The sequence below is a fragment of the Aeromonas sp. Y318-3 genome, from assembly GCF_027706185.1.
Taxonomy (GTDB): Bacteria; Pseudomonadota; Gammaproteobacteria; order Enterobacterales; family Aeromonadaceae; genus Aeromonas; species Aeromonas veronii.
Window position 1 is genome coordinate 1 of sequence record NZ_JAPDCN010000025.1, and the last position, 24287, is coordinate 24287.

The following is a 24287-nucleotide window of genomic DNA, read 5'->3' on the forward strand; positions in this document are numbered from 1 at the left end:
CTGATGGATCCAACCCCTCCGCTGCTATAGTGCAGTCGGCTTCTGACGTTCAGTGCAGCCGTCTTCTGAAAACGACATCAATATAAATGGTTTCAATATTATTTTCGAGAGGGTATTGAGTGGTTTTTATGGGGTATACCTTTTTAGAACCACCACATGACGATCGAAACACAACCTTTCGATAGCCTTTTGATCTGACAGCACAAACTTTAAGTGTGATCCGTCATCACAAAGTCGCTTTTGAGTTGTATTTGAGTATTTAAGCGACGTTGCTCACCATTCCTGATCTGCTGAATGGGATGCCAAAGGAGGAAATCTACAGAAGCTGGGCTTTGAGGTGAGTCATCTTTTCGACTCACCTCAAAGCCAGCAGCCAAGCGTAGCGCGGCAGTTCTTTACCCCATGGCTTGGTAATCTCCCCGTCTGCTGTTCTCTTACCCGCTATAGGGGATAAATGTTAGATACCGCCTACAGCGTGTAAGTTACATTTACCTCCTATAACAGGTAAATATTGATATACCTGCCATAGCGTGTAAATTGGAAGAAGGCACGCTACCAGGTTGTCGAATCATGAAAGTAACCAGCGCCAAGCAGCTGAGCGCCTGTATCAAGGATGCCAGGCTTTCTCAAAAGCTCTCTCAAGGCAAAGTGGCCGAGAAAGTGGGGATTAGGCAAGACACAGTCTCCAGCTTCGAGCTCAATCCTGAGTCCACCAAGCTGGAAACCCTGTTCAAGATCCTCGCAGCACTCGAATTGTCAGTGGATATCAAACCCCGCAATGAGTCATCCGAGAGTCCGGCATCGGGCTGGAAGGAGGAGTGGTAATGGCCAATCTGGCTGTCTACATGAACGGCTATCGGGTAGGCACATTCACCAAAACTACCAGCGGCGCCCATCAGTTTCAGTACCATGAGTCATGGCTAGCACAACCGGGCAGCCGTCCGATCTCACTCTCCATGCCATTGCGCCATCAGGCCTACCGGGGCGATGAAACCTATAACTTCTTCGACAACCTGCTGCCAGATAATACGGAGGTGAGAAACAGGGTTGTAGCACGCTATCAAGCGGCATCAACCCAGCCCTTCGATCTGCTCAGTTGCATTGGCCAGGATAGCGTAGGGGCATTACAGCTGGTTACCGAAGGGCACGACGTTCCAGATGTCAGGCGAATCGACTACAAAGCACTTTCCGATGACGAGCTCGAGCAGATCCTGACCAGCTACAAATCAGGAATCCCTTTGGGGATGGTCAGAGAGCAAGAGGAGTTCCGGATCTCTATCGCCGGGGCGCAAGAAAAGACTGCGCTGCTCTATCTCGATGACCGTTGGTACTTGCCACTTAACGCAACGCCGACAACCCACATTATCAAACTCCCTATCGGCAAGATTGAAAGCCACTCCTACTCGATAGACCTCTCCCAGAGCGTAGAAAACGAATATCTCTGCACTCTGATTGCCAAGGAGTTTGGTCTACCCGTACCTCACTGCTTCATGATGCAGGCTGGCCAGGTCAAAGCACTGGCTGTGGAACGCTTCGACAGACGTTACGCTGCCGATCGCAGTTGGATCATGCGCCTTCCCCAAGAAGATTTCTGTCAGGTATTGAATGTTCCGTCAGCACGGAAATACGAGAACCATGGAGGACCGGGGATCACTGACATCATGAAAACCTTGCTGGGCTCTGCGACACCAGAACAGGATCGCTACCTATTCATGAAATCTCAGGTCCTGTTCTGGCTGCTGGCGGCCACCGATGGCCATGCAAAAAACTTCTCGGTCTTTATTGAGCCGGAAGGGCGTTTTCGCCTGACCCCTTTTTACGACATCCGATCTGTCTATCCAGTATTTGGCGGCCGAGGCCTCAACCGAAGGGACGCCAAGCTCGCTATGGGCCTAGCAAGCAGCAAGGGAAAGAAGTACGCCATTGAGCAGATATTCCCGCGTCATTTCTTCCAAACGGCGAAAGCTGTGGGATTTGAGCGTTCTGCTATGGAAGAGATCCTGACAGAACTGGCCAACTCCGTTGATTATGTTATTGAGCGCGTTACACAGCAATTGCCAGCAGGCTTCCCCGATACCATCAGCAGCACCATTCTAGAGGGCCTAAAAGCCCGCTCAGCCAGGCTGATAAAGGGCTGGGATTAAAATGGCGGTATGTGGGATGACTGCACGGTTAGCCAAACTACCTATGGGAAACTTGCACGGTTCGAAGAGTAAAGCGGCTTTCCAGGTTCCGGACGGTGCTACAGTCGGTTCAAAATATGTTCAAAACTCACCTAAAAAACGGTTTTAAGTGCGTGTGGTGGCATCACGTTGATTCATATGGGAAGGCTGCACGATCGAGAATGGACTATGTGGGAACGCTGCACGATAGCAGAAACCCGTGAGCGGCCTCTCAATATGCTGTTTTAGTTACTTTTACCCCAAGCGGCCCCCGAAAAGTCACTAACATATTGAAGATAATAAATTATTTACATTCTGCATCGGCAAGTAACTCTCCGCACAGCAGGCAACAAAAAGCCCGGGTTTATCCCGGGCTTTTTGTATGTTTTTTATCCGCAAACCTAGAGGCGACGCAGGCACCACATGAAGTAAGCGCCCCCTAACAGGGTGGATACCAGCCCGACCGGCACCTCCTGCGGGAAGAGGATCTGCTGGCCGACCCAGTCAGCCGATACCATCAGCAGTGCGCCGGAAGCGGCGGCCCCAAGCAGGTGCCAACGTGCCCGCACCAACCCCATCAGCTTGGCCATATGTGGCGCCAACAGACCGACGAAGGAGAGCGGCCCGACCACCAGGGTGGCACTGGCGGTGAGCACGGCCACCAGCAGCAGGATGGCGAGCTGGGCACGGTTGAGGCGAATGCCAAGCGCGGTCGCTACAGCACTCCCCATCGGCAGCAGATCGAGCCAGCGGCTCACCAACAGGCAGACGGCCAGCATCAACAGCGCCAGCCCCACCAACTCATAGGCCACCGGCAGGGTGACGTAGTAGGTGGAGCCGGACATCCAGGAGAGCAGTTGCTGCACCCGCAGGTCACCGTTGGCCAGCGCGATGGCCTGCAGCGGCTCAAACAGTGCCGTGATGGCGATACCGGAGAGCAGGATCCGCTCCGGCTGGAAGCCGTGCTTGCGATTGACCACCACCAGCAGCAAGAGACAAGCGAAGGCACCGAGCAGGCCACCGGACAGCATCAGCGGCAGGGGCAATGCAGGCAGCAACAGCGCCGTCGCTATCACCCCCATAAAGGTGCCACCGCTCACCCCCAGCAGCTCCGGGCTCGCCATCGGGTTGTTGCTGACCCGCTGCAACAGGGTGCCCGCCAGCGCCAGCAGCACACCGGCCGCCCCCGCCGCCAGAGTGCGCGGCAGCCGCCACTCCAGCTGGGCCTGCCAGCGGAGCCAGCTTGGCCAGCTCCAGCCCGTCATTCCCTGCCCAACCAGCAGGGAGGCGACCACGGCCAGCAGCAACCCGACCAGCAACAGGCCAATAAGGCGAGCCGGAGCCGGATGGCGAGCCACCAGCAGGCCGGCGTTTGCCTTCGGCGTACCCGACTTGATGCCAAGGCGCGGGATCAGCCAGAGCAGCAGCGGCGCCCCCAGCAGGGCGGTCATGGCGCCGGTGGGGATCAAGACTGGCCAGAAGCGGCTCAGGCTCTGCAACAACAGATCGGTCGCCGCCAGCAGCAGGGCGCCGAGGATCGGTGCCCACAACAGCCGCTGGCCAAGCTGGCGGATCCCGAGCAGCTGCACCATGGCGGGTGCGGCCAGCCCGACAAAGCCGATCAGCCCCACCACGCTCACCACGCAAGCGGTGACAAACACCGCCAGCCCAAGTCCGGCAAAACGCAGATGCTGAAGGGAGACCCCCAGACTGCGGGCGCTGGCATCATCCAGCTCCAGCACCGCCAGCGGGCGAACCAGTACCGCGGCCAGCAAAGCGGCTGCCAGCAGGCGGGGTAACAGGTAACTAACCCCGCTCCAGCTGTTCTGCACTAGCGAGCCACTGCCCCACACCAGCAAGCCTTTCAGCTCCTCCTGAAAGAACAGCAAGAGTCCCATGCTGATGGCCGCCAGATAGAGGTTGATCACCAGCCCGGCAAAGACGATGACCACCGGATTGAGCTGGCGACGCCAGGCCAGGGCAAACACCAGTGCCATCGCGAGGCTGCCACCGGCCATGGCGATCCACTCCCGCCCCAGCAGCAACCAGGAGGGGGCAAACAGGGTCACCATCATCAACGCCAGCTGGGCGCCGGAGGCCACCCCAAGAGTGGTGGGTGATGCGAGCGGGTTGCGCAGCACCTGCTGCATCAGGGTGCCTGCCAGCCCGAGCGCCGCCCCAGCCAGCAGGGTGACAACCAAGCGGGGCAGCCAGCTGAAATGCACCACCGCTTGGCTGACGTCATCCAGATTGGGGGCGAAGAGGCTCTGCCACCAGAGCGCACCGGGCAGCTGGCGAGCCAGCTCCCAATACGCGAGCAAGAGGATCAACCCCAGCAGGATCGAGACCGGCCGCAGCAGCGGCGATGTGAGCAGTCGCTTCATCGGCTCGCCTCCATACGCTCGGCATCTTGCAGCAATGCATCGCTGAGCAGACCGGCGAAACGGCGGGCTGCAAGTACGCCGCCAAAACTCCAGACCGCAGGCAGATGCAGCACGGGCGCCTGCCGTACCAGCGGCAGATGCTGCCACAGCCCAGGCTCCTGCAGCCGTTCGCTCACCCCTACCGGGATAGGATCGACCACCACCAGCCGCGCGGTTGGCAAGGTCATAAACTGCTCGATGCTGACCACCGAGAAACCCCAGTCATTGGTCTGCTCCTGCCAGCCATTGCGCAGGCCGAGCCGCGTCATCACCGCATCGAACAGGCTGTGGCGACCAAACACCCGCACATGGCGCTCATCGATAAACTGCACCACCAGCAGGGGCGGCAGATCCGCAGGCAATCTGGCCTGCATGCTGGTGAGATCCCGATCCAGCCCGGCCAGCAGCCGTTCGCCCTCGGCGGTTTTGCCCACCATACGGGCGAGGGTCAGTGTCACCTCGTGCAGCCGCTGCCACAGATCGGTTTGCCCATCATAGAGGGCGATGGTGCTCACCGGCGCGATGCGGGAAAGAGTTGGCGCCAGCGGGGCCGCCAGCGGCGAGATCAGGATGCGATCGGGTTTGAGCTCCGCCAGCAGCTCACGGTTGGGCTGGGTGCGCAGGCCGATATCCACCACTCCGGCAGGTAGCCGTGGCTCGCCGACCCATGCCTGATAGGGGCCTGCATCCCCCACCGCCAGCGGCGTCACCCCGAGTGCCAGCAGGGTCTCGGCTATGGTCCAGTCGACGGTGGCGATACGGGGTAGCGGCGCAGAGGCGATCGGGGATGTGTCGGCCTGCGCCGCTAGTGGCAGCAGCAGGCTAATAAGGCAAGGTGCCATCTTCTTCAATAAACGGTTCAAGAGAGCCCCCCGGTCAGACGATGGCGATGGGATGAGCATGAGCCGGGTGGCGAATGACCTCCATCGGAATGCCATAGATAGCGTGCAGGGTCTCGCTGGTCATGAGTCCCTCAGGTTCGCCGTGGGTGAGCAGGCGGCCAGAGTGGAGCGCCACCAGCCGATCACAGAAACGGGAGGCCATATTGATGTCGTGAATGACGATGATGACCCCAAGGTTTAGCTGACGGCTCAACTGCTTGACGAGCGTCAGCACCTCCACCTGATGGGCCACATCCAGCGCGGCCAGCGGCTCGTCCAGCAGGATGAAGCGGCTCTCCTGGGCCAGCAGCATCGCCAGCCAGACCCGGCCCCGCTCGCCGCCGGAGAGGGTATCCACCAGCCGCTCGGCAAAGCGTTCGGTATGGGTAAGGGCGATGGCCCGCTCGACCTGACGGTGATCCTCCGCCCCCATCCGGCCCAGCAGGCCGCGCCAGGGGTAGCGGCCCATCTCCACCAGCTCCCGCCCGAGCAGATTCTCGGCGCTCGGCAGATGCTGGGGCAGATAGGCCACCTGACGGGCAAACTCCCGGTTACCCCAGTCGGGTAGCGGCTTGCCATCGAACAGGATCTCGCCATCACTCAAGGGTTGCTGGCGGGCCAGCAGCTTGAGCAGGGTCGATTTGCCCGACCCATTGTGGCCGATGAGGCCATAGACCTGTCCCTGCTCGAAACGCAGGTCGGTGGGGTGCAGCAGCGTGCGGTCATTGACAGTGAAGCTGGCTGATTTCATCTCGAACATAAGCAATTCCTGTGCTGGCTTGCCGCCAGTCTCATCGGTGCCAGCATCAAGCCGGCACCTCGCAATCCAGATGGGCGATCGCATCGCGGCTCACTTCGGCACGGCGCGCGCCGGTCAGTTCGGTGAGCTGGCCCTGACGCATCTCCAGCAGGCGATCGGCCAGCGGGAAGTAGTGATCATCGTGACTGATGGCAATCACCGTCTTGCCCATCTCCTTGAGGCGCGGCAGCAGCACCTGATAGAAGATGCGGCGGAACTGGGGATCCTGATCCGCGGCCCACTCGTCAAACAGCATCACTTCGCGCTGCTCGGCCAGCGCCAGCAGCAGGGCGACCCGCTTGCGCTGCCCTTGGGAGAGCTCGATATCGGCGATAAAGCCATCCTCGATGGTGAGCTTGCTGCCCATCTGCAACCGCTCCAGCCACTCAGCCACCAGCTCATCCTTGGGTTCCGGCCCCAGCAGGTGCTGGAACAGGTGATAGTCGGTGAAGATGGCGGAGAAGAGCGCCAGATAGCCGTTGCGATCGGTGATCGGCTCACCATCCAGCAGGATCCGGCCCGATATCGGCTGGTAAAGGCCGGTCAGCAGCATGGCCAGCGTCGACTTGCCGGAGCCATTGCCACCGATGATGAAGATCTGCTCCCCCTTTTCGATGACCAGATCGATGGGGCCAACGGCAAAACCGCCCTCCCCCTGATAGTGAAAGCTCACCTGCTCCAACTCGATACGCTGCCAGGGGCGCATGGCGGGCGGCAGCGGGAAGTCCGCATCCGGCTCGGCCAGATTGAGGGCGGCGATCTTGTCGAACGCCACCTGAGCGGCAAGCAGGGTCGGCAGGGCGCCAATCCCCTGCAACAGCGGGGTGCGCAGGAACAGCAGGGTCAGGGCGAAGGTGGCGGCCACATTGGTGTTGGCCCAGCCAAGGCCGTTGGCCAGAAAGAAGACCAGACCGATGGCCCCCAGCATCATGATATTCGACCAGTTCACCGCGCTCAGGTGATAGGTGTCGGCGCGGATGATCTGCTGGCGGTAGTCACGGGCATTTTGTTCATAGAGCTGGTGGTAAACGAAGTGAGCCCGCTCGCGGTTGAGCGCCAGCTCCTTGCTGCCGGCGATGATGGCCTGATAGTTCTGATAGAGCCGATCTTCGGCCTGACGCATGTGGGAGAGATGGCGATAAACACGGTTCACCAGCAACCAGCCCACCACCATGGTAATCGTGACCCAGAGCGCGGTCACCCCGAGTAATGCAGGAGAGAGCCAGCCAAGGTAAAGGGCAGAACCCAGCGTGAGTACCAGCCCCTGCACCAGCTCCGGCAGGCGCACGAAGGCGATGGTAATCTGGCCGATATCGCTGGAGAGGGAGGCCAGCAGTGGCCCCTGACCAATCTGGCGGATGCGGGCGACATCGGTATCCAACAGTTGCTTGAGCAGACGGCCACGCAACCGGTAGACAAAATGGTGACCGAGAGTGGTCAGGGCCAGCTGAGATCCGAGTGTGATCACCAGCAGTAACACTATCAGGCTGACCAGCTGACCGAGGATCGGCAGCGGATCACCTATAGACTCGATTAGAGACTGATTGATAAAAGCAATGACGCCAATCCCGCTGACGGCACTGAGCAGACTGAGCAGGGTAATGGTGATAAAAGGCCAACGATATTGGCGATAAACCAGAGACAAGAGTTCCATAACGGACCGGTATTCCAGAGAGATCAGAACAACTGCGGGTGAAAAGAAGGGCGGGAATCCGGTTCCCGCCCGACTTCGATTACCAGCGGTAGTTGATGCTGCCCACTACGCTGCGCGGCTCGCCGTAGTAGCAGTAGTAGTCACAACTGGCAACGTAGGTTTCACCCAGCAGGTTGTTAACGTTGAGCTGGGCACGCCAGTTCTTGGCAAAGTCATACCCGATCATCGCATCCCAGACGGTATGGGCCGGCACCTCGGCAGAGCCGTAGATGGGGGTGTAGTCCGCATTCACGGCGCCAATACCCACGCTGGAACCGATATAACGCACACCGGTACCCAGCTCCAGACCCGAAGCCACCCCTTGCTGCACCTTGTAGTTACCCCAGAAGGAGGCCTGGTGGCGCGGGATCAGGCTGGCACGGCGATCGCCACTGCCAGTGTCGTTGGTTTTGGCATCTGTGTAGGTATAAGCAGCGGTCAGACGCAGCGCATCGGTCACCTGCACGCTCCCTTCCAGCTCAACCCCCTGAGAGGTCACTTCACCCGCCTGGGTCTGCTGGCCGGAACCGGTAGAGACCAGCGAGTTGGTCTGGGCCAGATCGAATAGCGCCAGATTGATGTAACCGTCGAGGAAGGCTGGCGCATACTTCACGCCGGTCTCGTAGAGCTTGCCCTTAAGCGGCTTGTAGGAACTCTTGGTGTTGGGATCTATCCCCGGCAGCACTTCGAACGACTCGGCATAGGCAAAGTAGGGAGAGAGGCCGTTGTCAGCCAGATACATCAGGCTGCCCGAGAGGGAGAGCTCGTGATCGTACTGGCGCTCGTCCTTGCTGGTATTGGTATTGTGGGTCTCCACATAGTCGAAACGGCCACCGGCAGTCAGCAACCAGCGATCGTCCCAGCGGATCTGGTGCTGGGCATAGAGGCCGCTCTGGCCCTTGCTGCTCTTCTGGTGAGTAGCAGTCGACTCATCAAAACCGGGGAAGCCGCTGTAATCCGGGTTCATGGTATTGATGGTGCCCATACCGTAGTTGTCGGCCTCGACCCCTTCATTGACGTGACGCTGCAGATCTACCCCCAGCAGCAAGGTCTGCTCGGTGCTGTCGGTGTTCCAGTAGCCCACCATCTGGTTATCCATGGTGGCACTCTTGGTATTGCCATCACGGTAAACCAGGCCACGACTGGCAGTTGTGCCTTCATAGGTCGGGAAGATATAGGTCTGACGCAGCAGCAGATCGTTGTAGTTGAAGCGGACGTTCTGTTTGAACTCCCAGGTCTGGTTGAGCTGGTGGGCCAGCTCATAACCGGTGGAGATCTGGGTATTGCGGTTGCGATCGTAATCCGGCTGACTCAGGTTGGTGGAGGGATCAATCTGGTCACCTGACGTATTCAGGGTGCCATAGACCGGGAAAAAGCCGTTGGTCGGGACCCCTTCGTCGTGCAGGAAGCTGGCCAGCAGGGTCAGACTGGTACGATCCGAAAGATCGAAGGTGACGCTGGGCGCCAGATAAACCCGATCGTTGTAAGTACCGGTAAGCACACCATCACGCTCTTTATAAAGAGCAACCATGCGGTAACGGCTGTTGTCGGAGAGCGCATCAGAGACGTCCACCCCGACCTGACGATGATCCCGGCTGCCAAGCTGCAGATCCACCTGCCCTTGCGGCGTGGCGGTCGGCCGCTTGCTGATGGCATTGATCACCCCGCCCGGAGGCGCCTCACCGTAAAGGATCGAGGCTGGCCCCTTCAGCACTTCCACACTCTCCAGACCAAACGGTTCGGGCGTCCAGACGTAGTAGCCGGTGCCAAACAAGCGGTTGCCATCCAGATAAGAGGCGGCATCGAAGCCACGCACCTTGAACCAGTCGGTGTTGTTGTCGGAACCATAGAGACCGGTCAATACGCCGGAACGGTAGCGAATCGCTTCATCCAGCTGCAACACGGCGTGCTGATCCAGTTCCTCGCGATTAACTACGGAAACGGCGCGAGGGGTCTCGGCCATCGGCACTTCCACCTTCATGGCCGTACCGGTCACTACCATGGTTTCGCTGGCTTTGGGCAGTTCAGCGGTGGTTTGTTCGGCCATCAGCGGCAGGGAGACGAGCAAACCGGAGAGCGAAAGCACGCCGAAGGCGCCCTTCTTGCCGGGTCCTGTAGTGTATTTTTGCGTAATCATATTAAAGTCTCGTTTATCAATGAGTTATGTTGTTTTAATTGTTATTTGTGGTCGTTTGTCACGACATCACCCTGTTCCATGGGCGAATAAAGCAGCGCAATCCTACTACAGGAGTCGTGATCGAATCGATTCAATAATTGCTAATCATTTGCATCTACATTGTTATCTAGCTGCATCGTTGGCAGGATTTCGCGGGGGATGGGCGTCATCAGGAGAGCCATTAGCGGAGAAGAAAATGAAGAGGAATATAAAGAAGCAGAAAAAAGATCGGCAGGATGGATCCGGCGGCATTATCTGACTGGATCCATTATCCCCAAGCTTTATCCATATTTATCCACACCCTTTGGCGGTAGAATCCGGCTTTGCGTTTCTTTGTCTGAAATCAGGATCCATTCCATGGCCAAACTCAATCTCGTCGTCGGCTCCATGCTGGGCGCCGCCGAATATGTCGCAGACCACGTCGCCAACCTGCTGGAACAGGCTGGCCACCAGACCCGGATCCACAACCCGGCCAAGCTGGCAGAGGTGCTGGATGATGCGGGATCCATCCTGCTGGTGGTCACTTCCACCCATGGTGCCGGGGATGTGCCCGACAACCTGCAACCCTTCACCAAGGATCTTGCCGAGCAGCATCCGGATCTTAATTCATTGAAATATGGCGTGATCGCCCTTGGTGACAGCAGTTATGACACCTTTTGCCAGGGTGGCAAGACGCTGGATCGCCTGCTGGCCGAGTGCGGTGCCAGCCGGATCGGCGAGCGGCTCGACATCGATGTGACCCAACACGAGATCCCCGAAGATGCCGCAGAAGTGTGGATCCGCGACTGGATGACGATGATCGCCTGATCAGCGTGCGGGAGATCCTGAAAAAAAGCTTGATCTCCCCACTTATCCCCAGATCGACTATCCACCATGTTATTAACAGATTGATCCGGGGGAGTTGTTCTACAAGGTTACCCACAACGCCCAGGGGTAATGTGTATAACTACGGTGTAAAGCTCTGCAAAACCTATAGTTATCCATGTATTAGATCCAGACCGACAGACCTCTGTGTATAAAAGTCCTGGTTATCCCCTCGTTCACCGGGCCAGGATCCAAGCTTTTCCACAAGCTAGGATCGCCCTTAAATTAATGATCTTTATGATCAAAAAGTGCTTATCAACAGAAAGGGCGGATCCTAATAAGAGATCCAGTAAAAGATCGATCTAAAGATCCTTAAGATCTAATTAGTGGATCCTCCCTTCATACTGAACGTTAAGTAGACGTTCCCCTCAGGACGCGAAACAGATAGAATGTTCCGCCCTTTAGCCCAGGCAAATAAAGATCTTCAGGCGTGCAGATCAAGGTGATCCCAATGCAATACCATGAACAATTTGATGTGATCGTCGTCGGTGGCGGTCATGCCGGAACCGAAGCAGCAACAGCGGCAGCCCGTATGGGCATGAACACCCTGCTGCTGACCCACAATATCGATACGCTGGGACACATGTCCTGTAATCCGGCGATCGGCGGGATCGGCAAGGGACACCTGGTCAGGGAAGTTGACGCACTCGGCGGGATCATGGCGCGTGCCATCGATCTTGGCGGGATCCAGTTCCGCACCCTCAACTCCTCCAAGGGCCCGGCGGTAAGAGCCACTCGTGCCCAAGCGGATCGCCTGCTCTACAAGGCCGTCGTTCGCCAGATGCTGGAAAACTACCCGAACCTGAAGATCTTCCAGCAGGCCTGTGACGATCTGATCATGGACGGGGATCGTGTTGCCGGTGTGGTCACCCAGAGCGGGATCCGCATCAGCGGCAAGACTGTGGTGCTGACGGTCGGTACCTTCCTGAATGGTTTGATCCACATCGGGATGGAAAACTACAAGGGCGGTCGTGCCGGGGATCCTCCCTCGATCGCCTTGGCCCAGCGCCTGCGTGAACTGCCGCTGCGCATCGATCGCCTCAAGACGGGCACCCCGCCGCGCATAGATGCCCGCAGCGTCGATTTCTCTGTGATGCAGGCCCAGCACGGCGACGATCCGCGTCCGGTCTTCTCGTTTATCGGCGATGCCAGCCAGCATCCCCGTCAGGTGCCCTGCTACGTCACCCACACCAACGAGCGTACCCACGAGGTGATCCGCAATAACCTGGATCGCAGCCCCATGTACGCCGGGGTGATCGAGGGGATCGGCCCGCGCTACTGCCCGTCGATCGAAGACAAGATCACCCGTTTCGCCGACAAGACGGCGCACCAGATCTTCGTCGAGCCGGAAGGCCTGACCACCCACGAACTCTATCCGAACGGGATCTCCACCAGCCTGCCGTTTGACGTGCAGGTGCAGATCGTCCGTTCCGTGCGCGGCTTCGAGAACGCCCACATCACCCGCCCCGGCTATGCCATCGAATATGATTTCTTCGATCCGCGGGATCTCAAGGCCAACATGGAGAGCAAGTGCATTCCAAACCTGTTCTTCGCCGGCCAGATCAACGGCACGACCGGTTACGAAGAGGCGGCGGCACAAGGCCTGATGGCCGGCCTGAACGCGGCCCTGCGTGCCCAGGACAAGGATCCCTGGAACCCGCGTCGGGATCAGGCCTACATGGGCGTGATGATGGACGATCTCTCCACCCTGGGGACCCGCGAGCCTTACCGCATGTTCACCAGCCGCGCCGAATATCGCCTGCTGCTGCGGGAAGACAACGCCGATATCCGCCTGACTGCCATCGGTCGCGAACTGGGTCTGGTGGATGACGAGCGCTGGAGCAAATTCAACGCCAAGATGGAACAGGTTGAGCTGGAGCGTCAGCGCATGCGTTCAACCTGGATCCACCCGCAACACCCGTCACTGGAAGCGGTCAACGCTCTGGTCAACACCCCGCTGACCCGCGAACAGAGTCTGGAAGAGCTGCTGCGTCGCCCCGAGGTAACCTATGATGCGCTGATGGCCATCGAAGGTGTCGGCCCTTCCGTGACCGATCCTGCCGCGGCCGAACAGGTTGAAATCCAGATCAAGTACGCCGGTTACATCGAGCGTCAGCACGATGAAGTGGAAAAGCAGCTGCGCAACGAGAACACCCTGCTGCCGCTGGATCTGGACTATCGCGAGGTGAATGGCCTCTCCAACGAGGTGAAAGCCAAGCTGAACGATGCCAAGCCGCAGACCATTGGTCAGGCTTCCCGCATCTCCGGCATCACCCCGGCGGCCATCTCCATCCTGCTGGTTCACCTGAAAAAACACGGCCTGCTGCGTAAAACCGCCTGAGGATTCTTACCGTTGGAAAATATGCTGGAAAGATTGAACGGCCTGCTCAAGCAGGCCGAAATTGTTATCACCGATACCCAAAAGAGCCAACTGGTGCAGTTGGTCGAGTTGCTGCACAAGTGGAACAAGGCTTACAATCTCACCTCGGTGCGAGATCCGGACGCCATGCTGGTCAAGCATATCCTCGATAGCCTGGTGGTAAGCCCCCACTTGCACGGTGAGCGCTTCATCGACGTGGGGACAGGTCCCGGCCTGCCGGGATTGCCGCTGGCGATCATCAATCCGGACAAGCAGTTCGTCCTGCTCGACAGTCTGGGCAAGCGGATCAACTTCATCCGTCAGGTGATCCAGGAGCTGGGTCTGACCAATGTGACGCCGGTCAAATCCCGGGTTGAAGAGTATCAACCCGAGGTGGGATTTGATGGTGTACTGAGTCGGGCATTTGCCTCGCTGGAGGACATGCTGAGCTGGTGTCACCACCTGCCGTCAGAACAGGGCTGCTTCCTGGCACTCAAGGGACAATATCCCGAGCAGGAGCTGGCCCAGTTGCCTGCCAATATCCGTCTGGTAGCCTGTCATGAGTTGCGGGTGCCGGAGCTGGAAGGCGAACGTCATCTGCTGGAATTCAAACATATCCAGCCCGAATAGGGTCGCAGTTTCATTTAGGGGATCGTGTGGGAAAAGTCATCGCCATAGCCAACCAGAAGGGTGGAGTGGGTAAAACCACCACCTGTGTGAATCTGGCCGCCTCCATGGCTGCCACCCGGCGCAAGGTGCTGGTGATCGATCTGGATCCGCAGGGCAATGCCACCATGGGCAGCGGTGTCGACAAGTATGACGTCGAGCGCACCGCCTATGAGCTGCTGATCGAGGATGCCCCCATCAGCGAAGTGATCATCCCCGAAACCACCGGGGGCTATCACCTGATTGCCGCCAACGCCGACGTGACCGCGGCCGAAATCCGTCTGATGGAATTTTTCGCCCGCGAAATCCGCCTGCGCAATGCGCTGGCTTCGGTGCGGGACAAATACGACTACGTCTTCATCGACTGCCCGCCCTCTCTCAACATGCTGACCGTGAACGCCATGGCCGCCGCCGACTCCGTGCTGGTGCCCATGCAGTGCGAATATTACGCGCTGGAGGGGCTGACCGCCCTGGTCGACACCATCAGCAAGCTGGCCGCTGTGGTCAATCCGGATCTCAAGATCGAAGGGGTGCTGCGCACCATGTTCGATCACCGCAACCGGCTGGCTAATGATGTGTCCGATCAGCTAAAACAGCACTTTGGCGACAAAGTCTACCGCACCATCATTCCCCGCAACGTTAGACTGGCTGAGGCCCCGAGTTTCGGTGCCCCGGCCATGCACTATGACAAATCATCGGTGGGCGCCAAGGCCTACCTGGCACTGGCTGGCGAGATCCTGCGCCGCCAGGAGCAGGAACGTCAGGCGACCATCGCAGACCGAGAGAGCATATGACTCCGAAAAAACGTGGACTGGGCAAGGGGCTGGATGCCCTGCTCAGTACCAGCACGGCTGCCCGCCAGAAACAGGTGATGAGCGATCAACGTACTGAAGAGGCCATGGCCCCCACCAATCAGGGCGAGCTGCGCAAGCTGCCGGTGGAGTGGTTGCAGTCCGGCAAGTACCAGCCCCGCAAAGACATGTCCCAGGATGCACTGGAAGAGCTTGCCAACTCCATCCGCGCCCAGGGGGTGATCCAGCCCATCGTGGTACGCCCTCTCGGCGAACAATCCTTCGAAATCATTGCCGGTGAGCGGCGCTGGCGCGCGTCCCAGCTGGCGCGGCTTGAGGTGGTGCCCTGTATCGTCAAGGATGTACCCGACGAGGCTGCCGTCGCCATCGCGCTGATAGAGAATATTCAGCGGGAAGATCTCAATGCCATCGAAGAGGCGGTCGCTTTACAAAGACTGCTGACCGAATTCGAGCTCACCCACCAGCAGGTGGCCGAGGCGGTGGGCAAATCCCGCACCACGGTGACCAACCTGTTGCGTCTCAACCAGCTCAACGACGATGTGAAGCGTTTCGTCGAGCACGGCGACCTCGATATGGGCCATGCCCGTGCCCTGCTGGCCCTGAGCGGCCAGGCCCAGTCTGAACTGGCCAAGCTGGTTGCCCAGAAAGGGCTGACCGTGCGCGATACCGAGAAGCTGGTGCAAAAAGCGCTCGAACCGGCAAAAGCCAGGGTCGAACCGGCCCGTGATCCGCAGATCGGCTACCTGGAGCGCCAACTGGCAGAAAAAATTGGCAATCAGGTGCAACTTCAGCCTGGCAAGCGGGATAGCGGGAAGTTAGTAATAAGTTACGAGAATTTGTCCGATTTGGACCGTATATTGGGCTATTTTGGCGTGTCGGAATCGTGATTTTTACGCTTTTTGTAGTAATAAAACATCCATTCCTTTTGATATGACCATAACCCTGATTTGCCGCGGAAAGCCGCAAAAATTAAGGATTTTTGTCATATTGCAATAGCTGCCCTCAAGGGTATAATTTGACCGGCTTTAAGAGCTGTTAACATGGGGTCTTCGGATCCCGATTTTTTACAGTTCTGTAATGTTCAGGGGTAGGTTGGTGAAGCAGAAAATAGCCTTGGAAGGTTTGACACTGGCCTTGGTTATGCTCGTTTGTCAGCTCATCCTGATCCTGGCGATGAGTGCCGTCTGGTTTTACCTGACTGGTGCCAGCGCCGGTTATTCCGCCCTCTGCGGAGGGGGGATGTACTGGGTTCCTCAAGCCTTGTTTACTGTCTGGGTGCTGCGCCGCAAGGTGACAACCGAGAGTGTGGGCCTGGTTTTGCGGGACTTTTATGGTGGGGCAGGGATTAAGCTCATTTCTACAACAGGTCTATTCGCCCTGATGTTTGGTGCGGGAGTCGAGGTCGTTACCGTCTCGTTTTTCGCCACTTATATCCTCGCCCTCGTTGTACAGTGGATGGTTTCATTCACGCTTAACAACCACTATTAGGAAAACTCATGTCTGCAACCGGAGAAGTCCTGACTCCTCAGGGATATATCTCCCACCACCTGACCCACCTTCAAGTCGGGTCCGGGTTCTGGACGGTCAATATCGACTCAATGGTATTTTCCGTCGTGCTAGGCGCCCTGTTTATCCTGCTGTTCCGCAAAGTAGCCGTTAACGCTACCAGCGGGGTGCCGGGTAAGCTGCAGTGCTTTGTGGAGATGCTGGTCGAGTTTGTGAATGGTAACGTCAAAGACATCTTTCACGGTCGCAACAAGGTCATCGCACCTTTGGGGCTGACGGTGTTTGTGTGGATCTTCCTGATGAACTTCATGGATCTGATCCCCGTTGACTTTATCCCTCACGCTGCACAATTGATGGGTATTCCCTATCTGCGTGTGGTTCCCTCTGCTGACGTTAACATCACCATGTCCATGGCTTTGGGCGTGTTCTTCTTGATCCTGTATTACAGCATCAAGGTCAAGGGTATCGGCGGGTTTGTGAAGGAGCTGACGCTTCAGCCTTTCAACCACCCGGCGGCCATCCCGGTTAACCTCATCCTGGAAACTGTTACGCTGATTTCCAAACCTGTTTCTCTGGGTCTTCGACTGTTCGGCAACATGTATGCTGGCGAACTGATCTTTATCCTGATTGCTGGTTTGTTACCCTGGTGGTCACAGTGGATCCTGTCCGTGCCTTGGGCAATTTTCCACATCCTGATCATCACTTTGCAGGCATTCATTTTCATGGTTCTGACCATCGTCTATCTGTCGATGGCGCAGGAAGACCATGGTTGATGCAACTCAAATAATCCTTTTTATACAATCAATTACATCTAAATAACTGGAGATCCTCATGGAAAACTTGAACATGGACCTGCTGTACATCGCTGCTGCAATGATGATGGGTCTGGCTGCTATCGGCGCTTCCATCGGTATCGGTATCCTGGGTGGCAAGTTCCTGGAAGGTGCTGCTCGTCAACCGGATCTGATCCCTGTTCTGCGTACCCAGTTCTTCATCGTAATGGGTCTGGTGGATGCGATTCCGATGATCGCCGTTGGTCTGGGTCTGTACGTGATGTTTGCGGTTGCTGGCTAAGTCGTTACGACTCTCCAGGCATAACCCATTAACTAACTTAAGAGGACATCGGCTGTGAATATCAATGCCACCCTCCTCGGCCAAGCAATTGCTTTTTTCTTCTTCGTAGTGTTTTGCATGAAGTACGTATGGCCGCCGCTGATTGCTGCCATCGAAGCCCGTCAGAAAGCTATTGCTGACGGTCTCTCTTCTGCCGAACGTGCCAAGAAAGATCTGGATTTGGCCAAGGCCAACGCCACCGATCAGCTGAAAGAAGCCAAGCTGCAGGCTGCTGAAATCATTGAGCAGGCTAACAAACGTAAAGCCCAGATCATTGATGAAGCTGCCGCTGGTGCCCAGTCTGAGCGGGAAAAAATCCTGGCTCAGGGCCGTGCCGAGATCGAAGCTGAACGTCATCGTGCCAAAGAAGAACTGCGTAAGCAGGTTGCTGCTCTTGCCATTGCTGGTGCAGAGAAGATCCTGGCGCGTCAAATCGACCAGGCTGCCAACAGCGACATCGTCGACAAACTGGTAGCAGAACTGTAACGGGAACGGGGCTATGTCTGAACTGACTACAATCGCTCGCCCCTACGCCAAGGCTGCTTTCGAGTTTGCCGTTGAGCACAAGGCGGTTGACCAGTGGCTGGGTATGCTCGGTTTCGCTGCGCAAGTAGTGGAAAACGAGACCATGCACAACCTGGTAAACGGCTCTGTGGCCGCCGAAGAGCTGGCAACGCTGTTTGTCGGTGTCTGCGGTGAGCAACTCGACGTGCATGGCCAGAACCTGATCCGGGTGATGGCCGAGAATGGTCGCTTGGGTGTGCTGCCGGCGGTCGTTGCTGAATTTGTAGCGTTCAAAGCTGAACTGGATAAAGAGGTTCAGGCTGACGTGATTTCGGCGATCGAACTGACCGACCAGCAGAAAGCCAATATTCAGGCTTCTCTGGAACAACGTCTCGCGCGCAAAGTGAAGCTGAATTGCAGCATCGATGCGTCCTTGATGGCCGGGGTGCTCATCAAGGCCGGTGATCTGGTAATCGACGGCACAGTCCGCGGTAAGCTGGATCGCATGGCTGACGCGCTGCAATCTTGATTGGGGTATTAGAGCATGCAACTGAATTCCACTGAAATCGCCGAGCTGATCAAGCAGCGCATTGCGCAGTTTGATGTAAAGAGCGAAGCGCGTAACGAAGGTACCATCGTCTCTGTGAGCGACGGTATCATTCGTATTCACGGCCTGGCTGATGCCATGCAGGGTGAGATGATCGAGCTGCCGGGCAACCGCTACGCTCTGGCATTGAACCTGGAGCGTGACTCCGTCGGTGCGGTGATTATGGGTTCCTATGACGGTCTGTCAGAAGGAATGAAAGTAAAAGGTACTGGCCGTATTCTGGAAGTGCCGGTAGGTCGTGGTCTGTTGGGCCGGGTGTTGAACACCCTGGGTCAGCCGATCGACGGTAAAGGTCCGATCGACAACGACGGCTTCTCGCCGATCGAAGTGATCGCACCGGGCGTTATCGAGCGTAAGTCTGTTGACCAGCCGGTCCAGACCGGTCTGAAAGCCATCGATGCCATGATCCCTATCGGTCGTGGCCAGCGTGAGCTGATCATCGGTGACCGTCAGGTTGGTAAGACCGCCATCGCGATCGACACCATCATCAACCAGAAAGATTCCGGCATTAAGTGTGTCTACGTTGCGATTGGCCAGAAGGCCTCCACCATCGCCAACGTAGTGCGCAAGCTGGAAGAGCACGGTGCCCTGGCCAACACCATCGTGGTGGTTGCCTCTGCCTCCGAAGCGGCTGCTCTGCAGTACCTGGCTCCGTATGCCGGTTGCTCCATGGGTGAGTACTTCCGTGACCGCGGTGAAGACGCACTGATCATCTATGATGACCTGTCCAAGCAGGCCGTAGCTTATCGCCAGATCTCCCTGTTGCTGCGCCGTCCGCCAGGACGTGAAGCTTACCCGGGTGACGTTTTCTATCTGCACTCCCGTCTGCTGGAGCGTGCTGCTCGCGTTAACGCCGAGTACGTAGAGAAGTTCACCAAGGGTGAAGTGAAAGGCAAAACCGGTTCTTTAACCGCGCTGCCAATCATCGAAACCCAGGCAGGTGACGTATCTGCGTTCGTTCCGACCAACGTGATCTCCATCACCGATGGTCAGATCTTCCTGACTTCACAGCTGTTCAACTCCGGTATTCGTCCGGCGGTTGACCCGGGTATCTCTGTATCCCGTGTAGGTGGCGCTGCTCAGACCAAGATCGTCAAGAAGCTGTCCGGTGGTATCCGTACCGCGCTGGCCCAGTATCGCGAACTGGCGGCATTCGCCCAGTTCTCTTCCGATCTGGACGAGGCGACTCGCAAGCAGCTGGATCACGGTGTGAAAGTGACCGAGCTGATGAAGCAGAAGCAGTACTCTCCGCTGAGCGTGGCTCACCAGTCTCTGGTGCTGTTCGCCGCCGAGAAAGGCTATCTCTCCGATGTCGAGCTGAACAAGATCGTCGACTTCGAAGCCGCTCTGCTCTCTTACGCCAATACCCAGCATGCCGAGCTGATGGCTGAAATCAATGCCAAAGCCGACTACAACGACGCGATCGTTGGCAAGCTGACTGCGTTGCTGGATAGCTTCAAAGCAACCCAGACCTGGTAAGCGTGTGTGGCAGCGTGAGCTGCCACTTGATGGAGAGTAAGAGATGGCCGGCGCAAAAGAGATACGTAACAAGATCGGGAGTGTGAAAAACACTCAGAAGATCACCGGCGCTATGGAAATGGTGGCAGCAAGCAAAATGCGCCGTGCGCAGGAACGCATGTCTGCCAGCCGTCCGTACGCTGAAACCATGCGCAAGGTGATCGGCCATATCGCTCAGGGGAACTTGGAATACAAGCACCCCTACCTCATCGAACGTGAGGTCAAGCGAGTGGGTTACATCGTCGTCTCCACCGACCGTGGCCTGTGTGGTGGTCTGAACATCAACCTGTTCAAGGCTGCCCTCAATGATATGAAGCAATGGAGCGCGAAAGGTGCCAAGGTTGACCTGGCACTGATCGGTAACAAGGCCTCCAACTTCTTTGAACGGCACGGCGCCAAGGTTAAAGCTCATGTCGCAGGACTGGGCGATAGTCCGAGCGTCAATGACCTGATTGGTTCAGTCAAGGTCATGCTGAAGGCTTACGACAACGGTGAGATTGACAAGCTGTATCTGGTGTACAACAAGTTCGTCAACACCATGGTGCAGCAACCACGGGTCGATCAACTGCTGCCTTTGCCCGTAACTGAAGACAGCAAGCTCGCCAAGAAACACCACTGGGATTACCTCTATGAGCCGGATCCCAAGAAGCTGCTGGATACCCTGCTGGTTCGCTATGTCGAATCTCAGGTTTACCAGGGTGTAGTGGAAAACTTGGCAAGTGAACAGGCAGCCCGAATGGTTGCCATGCAAGCCGCGACTGACAACGCCGGTAACCTGATTAACGATCTGCAACTGGTATACAACAAGGCCCGTCAGGCCAGTATTACCCAGGAGCTGACAGAGATCGTATCCGGTGCTGCTGCGGTGTAAGGCAAGGGTTATCAAAGGTTTAGAGGATTTGACATGAGTAACGGTTTCATCGTCCAAATCATCGGCGCTGTTGTGGACATCGAGTTCCCGCAGAATGCCGTGCCCCAGGTGTACGATGCACTGAAGGTCGTTAGCGAAGGTCAAGGCCAGGGTCTGGTGCTGGAAGTTCAGCAACAGATCGGTGGCGGCGTCGTTCGTTGCATCACCATGGGCTCCTCCGACGGTCTGCGTCGTGGGTTGGAAGTAGTGAATAGCGGTAAATCCATCCAGGTTCCGGTCGGTACTGCGACTCTGGGTCGGATCATGAACGTACTGGGCGAGCCAATCGACGAAAAAGGTCCGATCGGTGAAGAAGAGTGCTGGTCTATCCACCGCGCTGCCCCCAGCTACGAAGATCAGTCCAACAGCAACGATCTGCTGGAAACAGGCATCAAGGTTATCGACCTGGTATGCCCGTTCGCCAAGGGTGGTAAAGTGGGTCTGTTCGGTGGTGCCGGTGTAGGCAAAACCGTAAACATGATGGAGCTGATCCGTAACATCGCGATCGAACACAGTGGTTATTCTGTGTTCGCCGGTGTAGGTGAGCGTACCCGTGAGGGTAACGACTTCTACCACGAGATGATGGAGTCCAACGTACTGGACAAAGTATCTCTGGTTTACGGTCAGATGAACGAGCCGCCCGGAAACCGTCTGCGCGTTGCGCTGACCGGCCTGACCATGGCAGAGAAGTTCCGTGACGAGGGTCGTGACGTGCTGTTCTTCGTGGACAACATCTACCGTTACACCCTGGCCGGTACTGAAGTATCCGCACTGCTGGGCCGTATGCCTTCTGCAGTAGGTTACCAGCCGACCCTGGCCGAGGAGATGGGTGTTCTGCAAGAACGTATCACCTCCACCAAGACCGGTTCCATCACCTCCGTACAGGCCGTTTACGTGCCTGCGGATGACTTGACTGACCCGTCTCCGGCGACCACCTTCGCCCACCTGGATGCGACCGTCGTACTGTCCCGTCAAATCGCGGCACTGGGTATCTACCCGGCCGTTGACCCGCTGGACTCTACCTCTCGTCAGCTGGATCCGCTGGTGGTTGGCAAAGAGCACTACGAGACCGCTCGTGGCGTTCAGACCGTACTGCAGCGCTACAAAGAGCTGAAGGACATCATCGCCATCCTGGGTATGGATGAACTGTCAGAAGAAGACAAACTGACCGTAGCCCGTGCCCGTAAGATCGAGCGTTTCCTGTCCCAGCCGTTCTTCGTAGCAGAAGTGTTTACCGGTTCTCCGGGTAAATACGTGCCGCTGAAAGAGACCATCCGTGGTTTCCAGGGCATCCTGAAAGGCGAGTATGACGATCTGCCCGAGCAGGCGTTCTACATGGTTGGCGGTATCGACGAAGTCGTCGAGAAATCCAAGAAACTGTAAGCCTCGACAGGAGGGCCCATGGCAGAGATGATCTCCTTTCACCTGGATGTGGTGAGCGCCGAAGGAAAACTGTTTTCCGGTCGCGTGCAAACTGCTCAGGTATCAGGCTCCGAAGGTGAGTTGGGTCTCCGCCACGGTCATGCTCCGTTGCTGACTGCCATCAAGCCGGGCCTGGTCCGCTTGGTGAAGCAGAACGGAACTGAAGAGGTGCTGTACATCTCCGGCGGTATGCTGGAAGTACAACCTGAATCCGTGACCGTGCTGGCGGACACTGCTATTCGTGCTGACGACTTGGATGAGGCGAAAGCCCAGGAAGCCAAGCGCGCAGCCGAAGAGCGGATCCACAGCTCCCATGGTGATATCGACTACGCCCAGGCCGCCACCGAGCTGGCCAAGGCGATGGCTCAACTGCGAGTCATCGATATCGTCAAAAAGAATTACCGCTAATAACGGTGATGTAAAAAGCGACCTTCGGGTCGCTTTTTTTTTACCCGTTGGATAGACTCCGCCGAGTATTTCCTCATGTTCCAAAGGTCAATTTATGTCCCTCAACGTCGTGATCCTGGCGGCGGGTAAAGGTACCCGCATGCGTTCTTCCCTGCCCAAGGTACTCCACCCGGTAGCCAACAAACCCATGGTTTCCCATGTGATCGATACTGCCCGTCAGGTTGGTGCCGAGCAGCTGCATCTGGTCTATGGCCACGGTGCCGAACTGCTGAAAGAGCGGATCGTGGCGGCCGATGTGAACTGGGTGCTGCAAGCGCAGCAGCTGGGAACTGGTCATGCCGTCGCCCAGGCGATCCCGTTCTGGAAGGATGAAGACGATGTGCTGGTGCTCTACGGCGATACCCCGCTGATCCAGCCCGAGACCCTGCAGCGCTTGCTCGCCGCCAAGGCTGAAAACGGGATGGCACTGCTGACCGTAGTGCTCGACAACCCGACCGGCTATGGCCGTATCGTCCGTGAAAACGGTCAGGTGGTCGGTATCGTCGAGCAGAAGGATGCCAATGCCGAACAGCTGGCGATCCGTGAGGTGAATACCGGCGTGCTGGTGGCCAATGGGGGCCAGTTGCGTCAATGGTTGTCTCGTCTCGACAACAAGAATGCCCAGGGTGAGTTCTATCTGACGGATGTGATCGCCATGGCTCACGGCGATAATTGCCCGATTGCCGCTGTGCATCCAGAGCGTGCCGCTGAAGTTGAAGGGGCCAACAATCGGGTGCAATTGGCCCAACTTGAGCGCAGCTATCAGCAGATGCAGGCCGAGAAACTGATGATTGCTGGTGCAACCATGATCGACCCCACACGCTTTGATTTGCGTGGGGTTTTGGAAATTGGTGAAGAGGTTGTTATTGATGCAAACGTCATCATTGAGGGCAAGGTGACTCTCGGCAATCATGTTCGTATCGGAGCCGGTTGCGTACTGAAAGATTGTGTCATTGGCGATCACACCGAGGTGAAACCCTACTCGGTTATCGAGGGTGCGCAGGTGGCAGATCAGTGCTCAGTGGGTCCGTTTACCCGCTTGCGTCCGGGGGCGGTTCTGGAGCAGGATGCGCACGTTGGCAACTTCGTCGAGATGAAGAAGGCCCGTCTTGGGGTTGGTTCCAAGTGCGGTCATCTGACCTATCTGGGTGATGCCGAGATCGGAGCCGGGGTGAATATCGGTGCCGGTACCATCACCTGCAACTACGACGGGGTCAACAAATTCCAGACCATCATCGAGGATGATGTATTCGTTGGTTCTGATACCCAACTAGTAGCGCCTGTTCGCATCGGCAAGGGGGCCACCCTGGGTGCCGGCTCTACTATTACCAAGGACGTGGGCGAACATGAACTCGTGATTACCCGGGTACCCCAGCGCCATATCAAGAACTGGGCTCGTCCGGTCAAGAAAACTGATAAGTGATA

Annotated in this window: 22 protein-coding genes; 17 read left to right on the forward strand and 5 right to left on the reverse strand. The window is 57.2% G+C overall.

Annotation, left to right across the window (positions count from 1 at the left end; genetic code table 11):
* Window positions 1-570 precede the first annotated feature (570 nt).
* Both OKB77_RS22240 and OKB77_RS22245 read left to right on the forward strand, forming a co-directional pair.
* Window positions 571-825 carry a helix-turn-helix domain-containing protein gene (locus tag OKB77_RS22240; protein ID WP_017410478.1) on the forward strand — a complete coding sequence of 85 codons (255 nt, stop codon included), beginning with the start codon at window positions 571-573 and terminating at the stop codon, window positions 823-825.
* The gene (locus OKB77_RS22245; RefSeq protein ID WP_270818524.1) at window positions 825-2144 is read left to right on the forward strand and encodes a type II toxin-antitoxin system HipA family toxin; all 1320 of its coding nucleotides are present in this window, start codon (window positions 825-827) and stop codon (window positions 2142-2144) included. The genes OKB77_RS22240 and OKB77_RS22245 overlap by 1 nt, the downstream gene beginning before the upstream one ends.
* Before the next feature lie 419 nt (window positions 2145-2563).
* Here OKB77_RS22245 and fhuB read toward each other — a convergent pair whose 3' ends face one another.
* The 5 genes from fhuB to OKB77_RS22270 all read right to left on the reverse strand — a co-directional run bounded on the left by fhuB (window position 2564) and on the right by OKB77_RS22270 (window position 10095).
* A complete protein-coding gene (fhuB, locus tag OKB77_RS22250) occupies window positions 2564-4546 on the reverse strand; it encodes a Fe(3+)-hydroxamate ABC transporter permease FhuB (protein ID WP_199415666.1) in 1983 nt (660 codons plus the stop codon).
* A complete protein-coding gene (locus OKB77_RS22255; RefSeq protein WP_064339078.1) occupies window positions 4543-5427 on the reverse strand; it encodes an ABC transporter substrate-binding protein in 885 nt (294 codons plus the stop codon). Before OKB77_RS22255 ends, fhuB begins: the two co-directional genes overlap by 4 nt.
* Window positions 5428-5461: 34 nt before the next feature.
* Entirely contained in the window at window positions 5462-6226 is a 765-nt protein-coding gene (locus OKB77_RS22260; RefSeq protein ID WP_064339077.1) for an ATP-binding cassette domain-containing protein, read from the reverse strand.
* Between the two features lie 46 nt (window positions 6227-6272).
* On the reverse strand, window positions 6273-7919 hold the full coding sequence (locus OKB77_RS22265; RefSeq protein ID WP_199415665.1) for a multidrug ABC transporter permease/ATP-binding protein: 1647 nt from the start codon (window positions 7917-7919) through the stop codon (window positions 6273-6275).
* A 79-nt stretch (window positions 7920-7998) separates the two neighbouring features.
* The gene (locus OKB77_RS22270; RefSeq protein ID WP_199415664.1) at window positions 7999-10095 is read right to left on the reverse strand and encodes a TonB-dependent siderophore receptor; all 2097 of its coding nucleotides are present in this window, start codon (window positions 10093-10095) and stop codon (window positions 7999-8001) included.
* A 396-nt stretch (window positions 10096-10491) separates the two neighbouring features.
* Between OKB77_RS22270 and mioC the strand changes: the two genes are divergently transcribed.
* From mioC to glmU, 15 genes are all read left to right on the forward strand, one after another.
* Window positions 10492-10941 (forward strand): FMN-binding protein MioC, encoded by a 450-nt coding sequence (gene mioC, locus OKB77_RS22275; RefSeq protein WP_265776390.1) that lies wholly within the window; start codon window positions 10492-10494, stop codon window positions 10939-10941.
* A 508-nt stretch (window positions 10942-11449) separates the two neighbouring features.
* Window positions 11450-13339: a tRNA uridine-5-carboxymethylaminomethyl(34) synthesis enzyme MnmG gene (mnmG, locus tag OKB77_RS22280; protein ID WP_042063321.1), complete on the forward strand. Its 1890-nt coding sequence runs from the start codon at window positions 11450-11452 to the stop codon at window positions 13337-13339.
* 21 nt (window positions 13340-13360) lie between these two features.
* On the forward strand, window positions 13361-13987 hold the full coding sequence (gene rsmG, locus OKB77_RS22285) for a 16S rRNA (guanine(527)-N(7))-methyltransferase RsmG (RefSeq protein ID WP_005339331.1): 627 nt from the start codon (window positions 13361-13363) through the stop codon (window positions 13985-13987).
* Between the two features lie 26 nt (window positions 13988-14013).
* Window positions 14014-14817: a ParA family protein gene (locus OKB77_RS22290; protein WP_005342341.1), complete on the forward strand. Its 804-nt coding sequence runs from the start codon at window positions 14014-14016 to the stop codon at window positions 14815-14817.
* Complete coding sequence (locus tag OKB77_RS22295) at window positions 14814-15722, forward strand: ParB/RepB/Spo0J family partition protein (protein ID WP_005342343.1); 909 nt, start codon at window positions 14814-14816, stop codon at window positions 15720-15722. The genes OKB77_RS22290 and OKB77_RS22295 overlap by 4 nt, the downstream gene beginning before the upstream one ends.
* Window positions 15723-15912: 190 nt before the next feature.
* Window positions 15913-16323, forward strand: coding sequence for an ATP synthase subunit I (locus OKB77_RS22300; protein WP_199415663.1), 411 nt, complete (start codon window positions 15913-15915; stop codon window positions 16321-16323).
* Window positions 16324-16331: 8 nt separating this feature from the next.
* A complete protein-coding gene (atpB, locus tag OKB77_RS22305; protein ID WP_005339335.1) occupies window positions 16332-17114 on the forward strand; it encodes a F0F1 ATP synthase subunit A in 783 nt (260 codons plus the stop codon).
* Window positions 17115-17172: 58 nt separating this feature from the next.
* Entirely contained in the window at window positions 17173-17415 is a 243-nt protein-coding gene (gene atpE / locus OKB77_RS22310; RefSeq protein WP_005307205.1) for a F0F1 ATP synthase subunit C, read from the forward strand.
* A gap of 54 nt (window positions 17416-17469) precedes the next feature.
* Window positions 17470-17940 carry a F0F1 ATP synthase subunit B gene (atpF, locus tag OKB77_RS22315; protein WP_005339336.1) on the forward strand — a complete coding sequence of 157 codons (471 nt, stop codon included), beginning with the start codon at window positions 17470-17472 and terminating at the stop codon, window positions 17938-17940.
* 13 nt (window positions 17941-17953) lie between these two features.
* Window positions 17954-18487: a F0F1 ATP synthase subunit delta gene (atpH, locus tag OKB77_RS22320; RefSeq protein ID WP_005339341.1), complete on the forward strand. Its 534-nt coding sequence runs from the start codon at window positions 17954-17956 to the stop codon at window positions 18485-18487.
* 15 nt (window positions 18488-18502) lie between these two features.
* Window positions 18503-20044, forward strand: coding sequence for a F0F1 ATP synthase subunit alpha (atpA, locus tag OKB77_RS22325; RefSeq protein WP_005339342.1), 1542 nt, complete (start codon window positions 18503-18505; stop codon window positions 20042-20044).
* A gap of 43 nt (window positions 20045-20087) precedes the next feature.
* On the forward strand, window positions 20088-20954 hold the full coding sequence (atpG, locus tag OKB77_RS22330; protein WP_005339343.1) for a F0F1 ATP synthase subunit gamma: 867 nt from the start codon (window positions 20088-20090) through the stop codon (window positions 20952-20954).
* A gap of 33 nt (window positions 20955-20987) precedes the next feature.
* Window positions 20988-22376: a F0F1 ATP synthase subunit beta gene (gene atpD, locus OKB77_RS22335; protein ID WP_005339344.1), complete on the forward strand. Its 1389-nt coding sequence runs from the start codon at window positions 20988-20990 to the stop codon at window positions 22374-22376.
* An 18-nt stretch (window positions 22377-22394) separates the two neighbouring features.
* A complete protein-coding gene (locus OKB77_RS22340; protein WP_005342354.1) occupies window positions 22395-22823 on the forward strand; it encodes a F0F1 ATP synthase subunit epsilon in 429 nt (142 codons plus the stop codon).
* A gap of 94 nt (window positions 22824-22917) precedes the next feature.
* Complete coding sequence (gene glmU, locus OKB77_RS22345) at window positions 22918-24285, forward strand: bifunctional UDP-N-acetylglucosamine diphosphorylase/glucosamine-1-phosphate N-acetyltransferase GlmU (protein ID WP_199427997.1); 1368 nt, start codon at window positions 22918-22920, stop codon at window positions 24283-24285.
* Window positions 24286-24287: the final 2 nt, after the last annotated feature.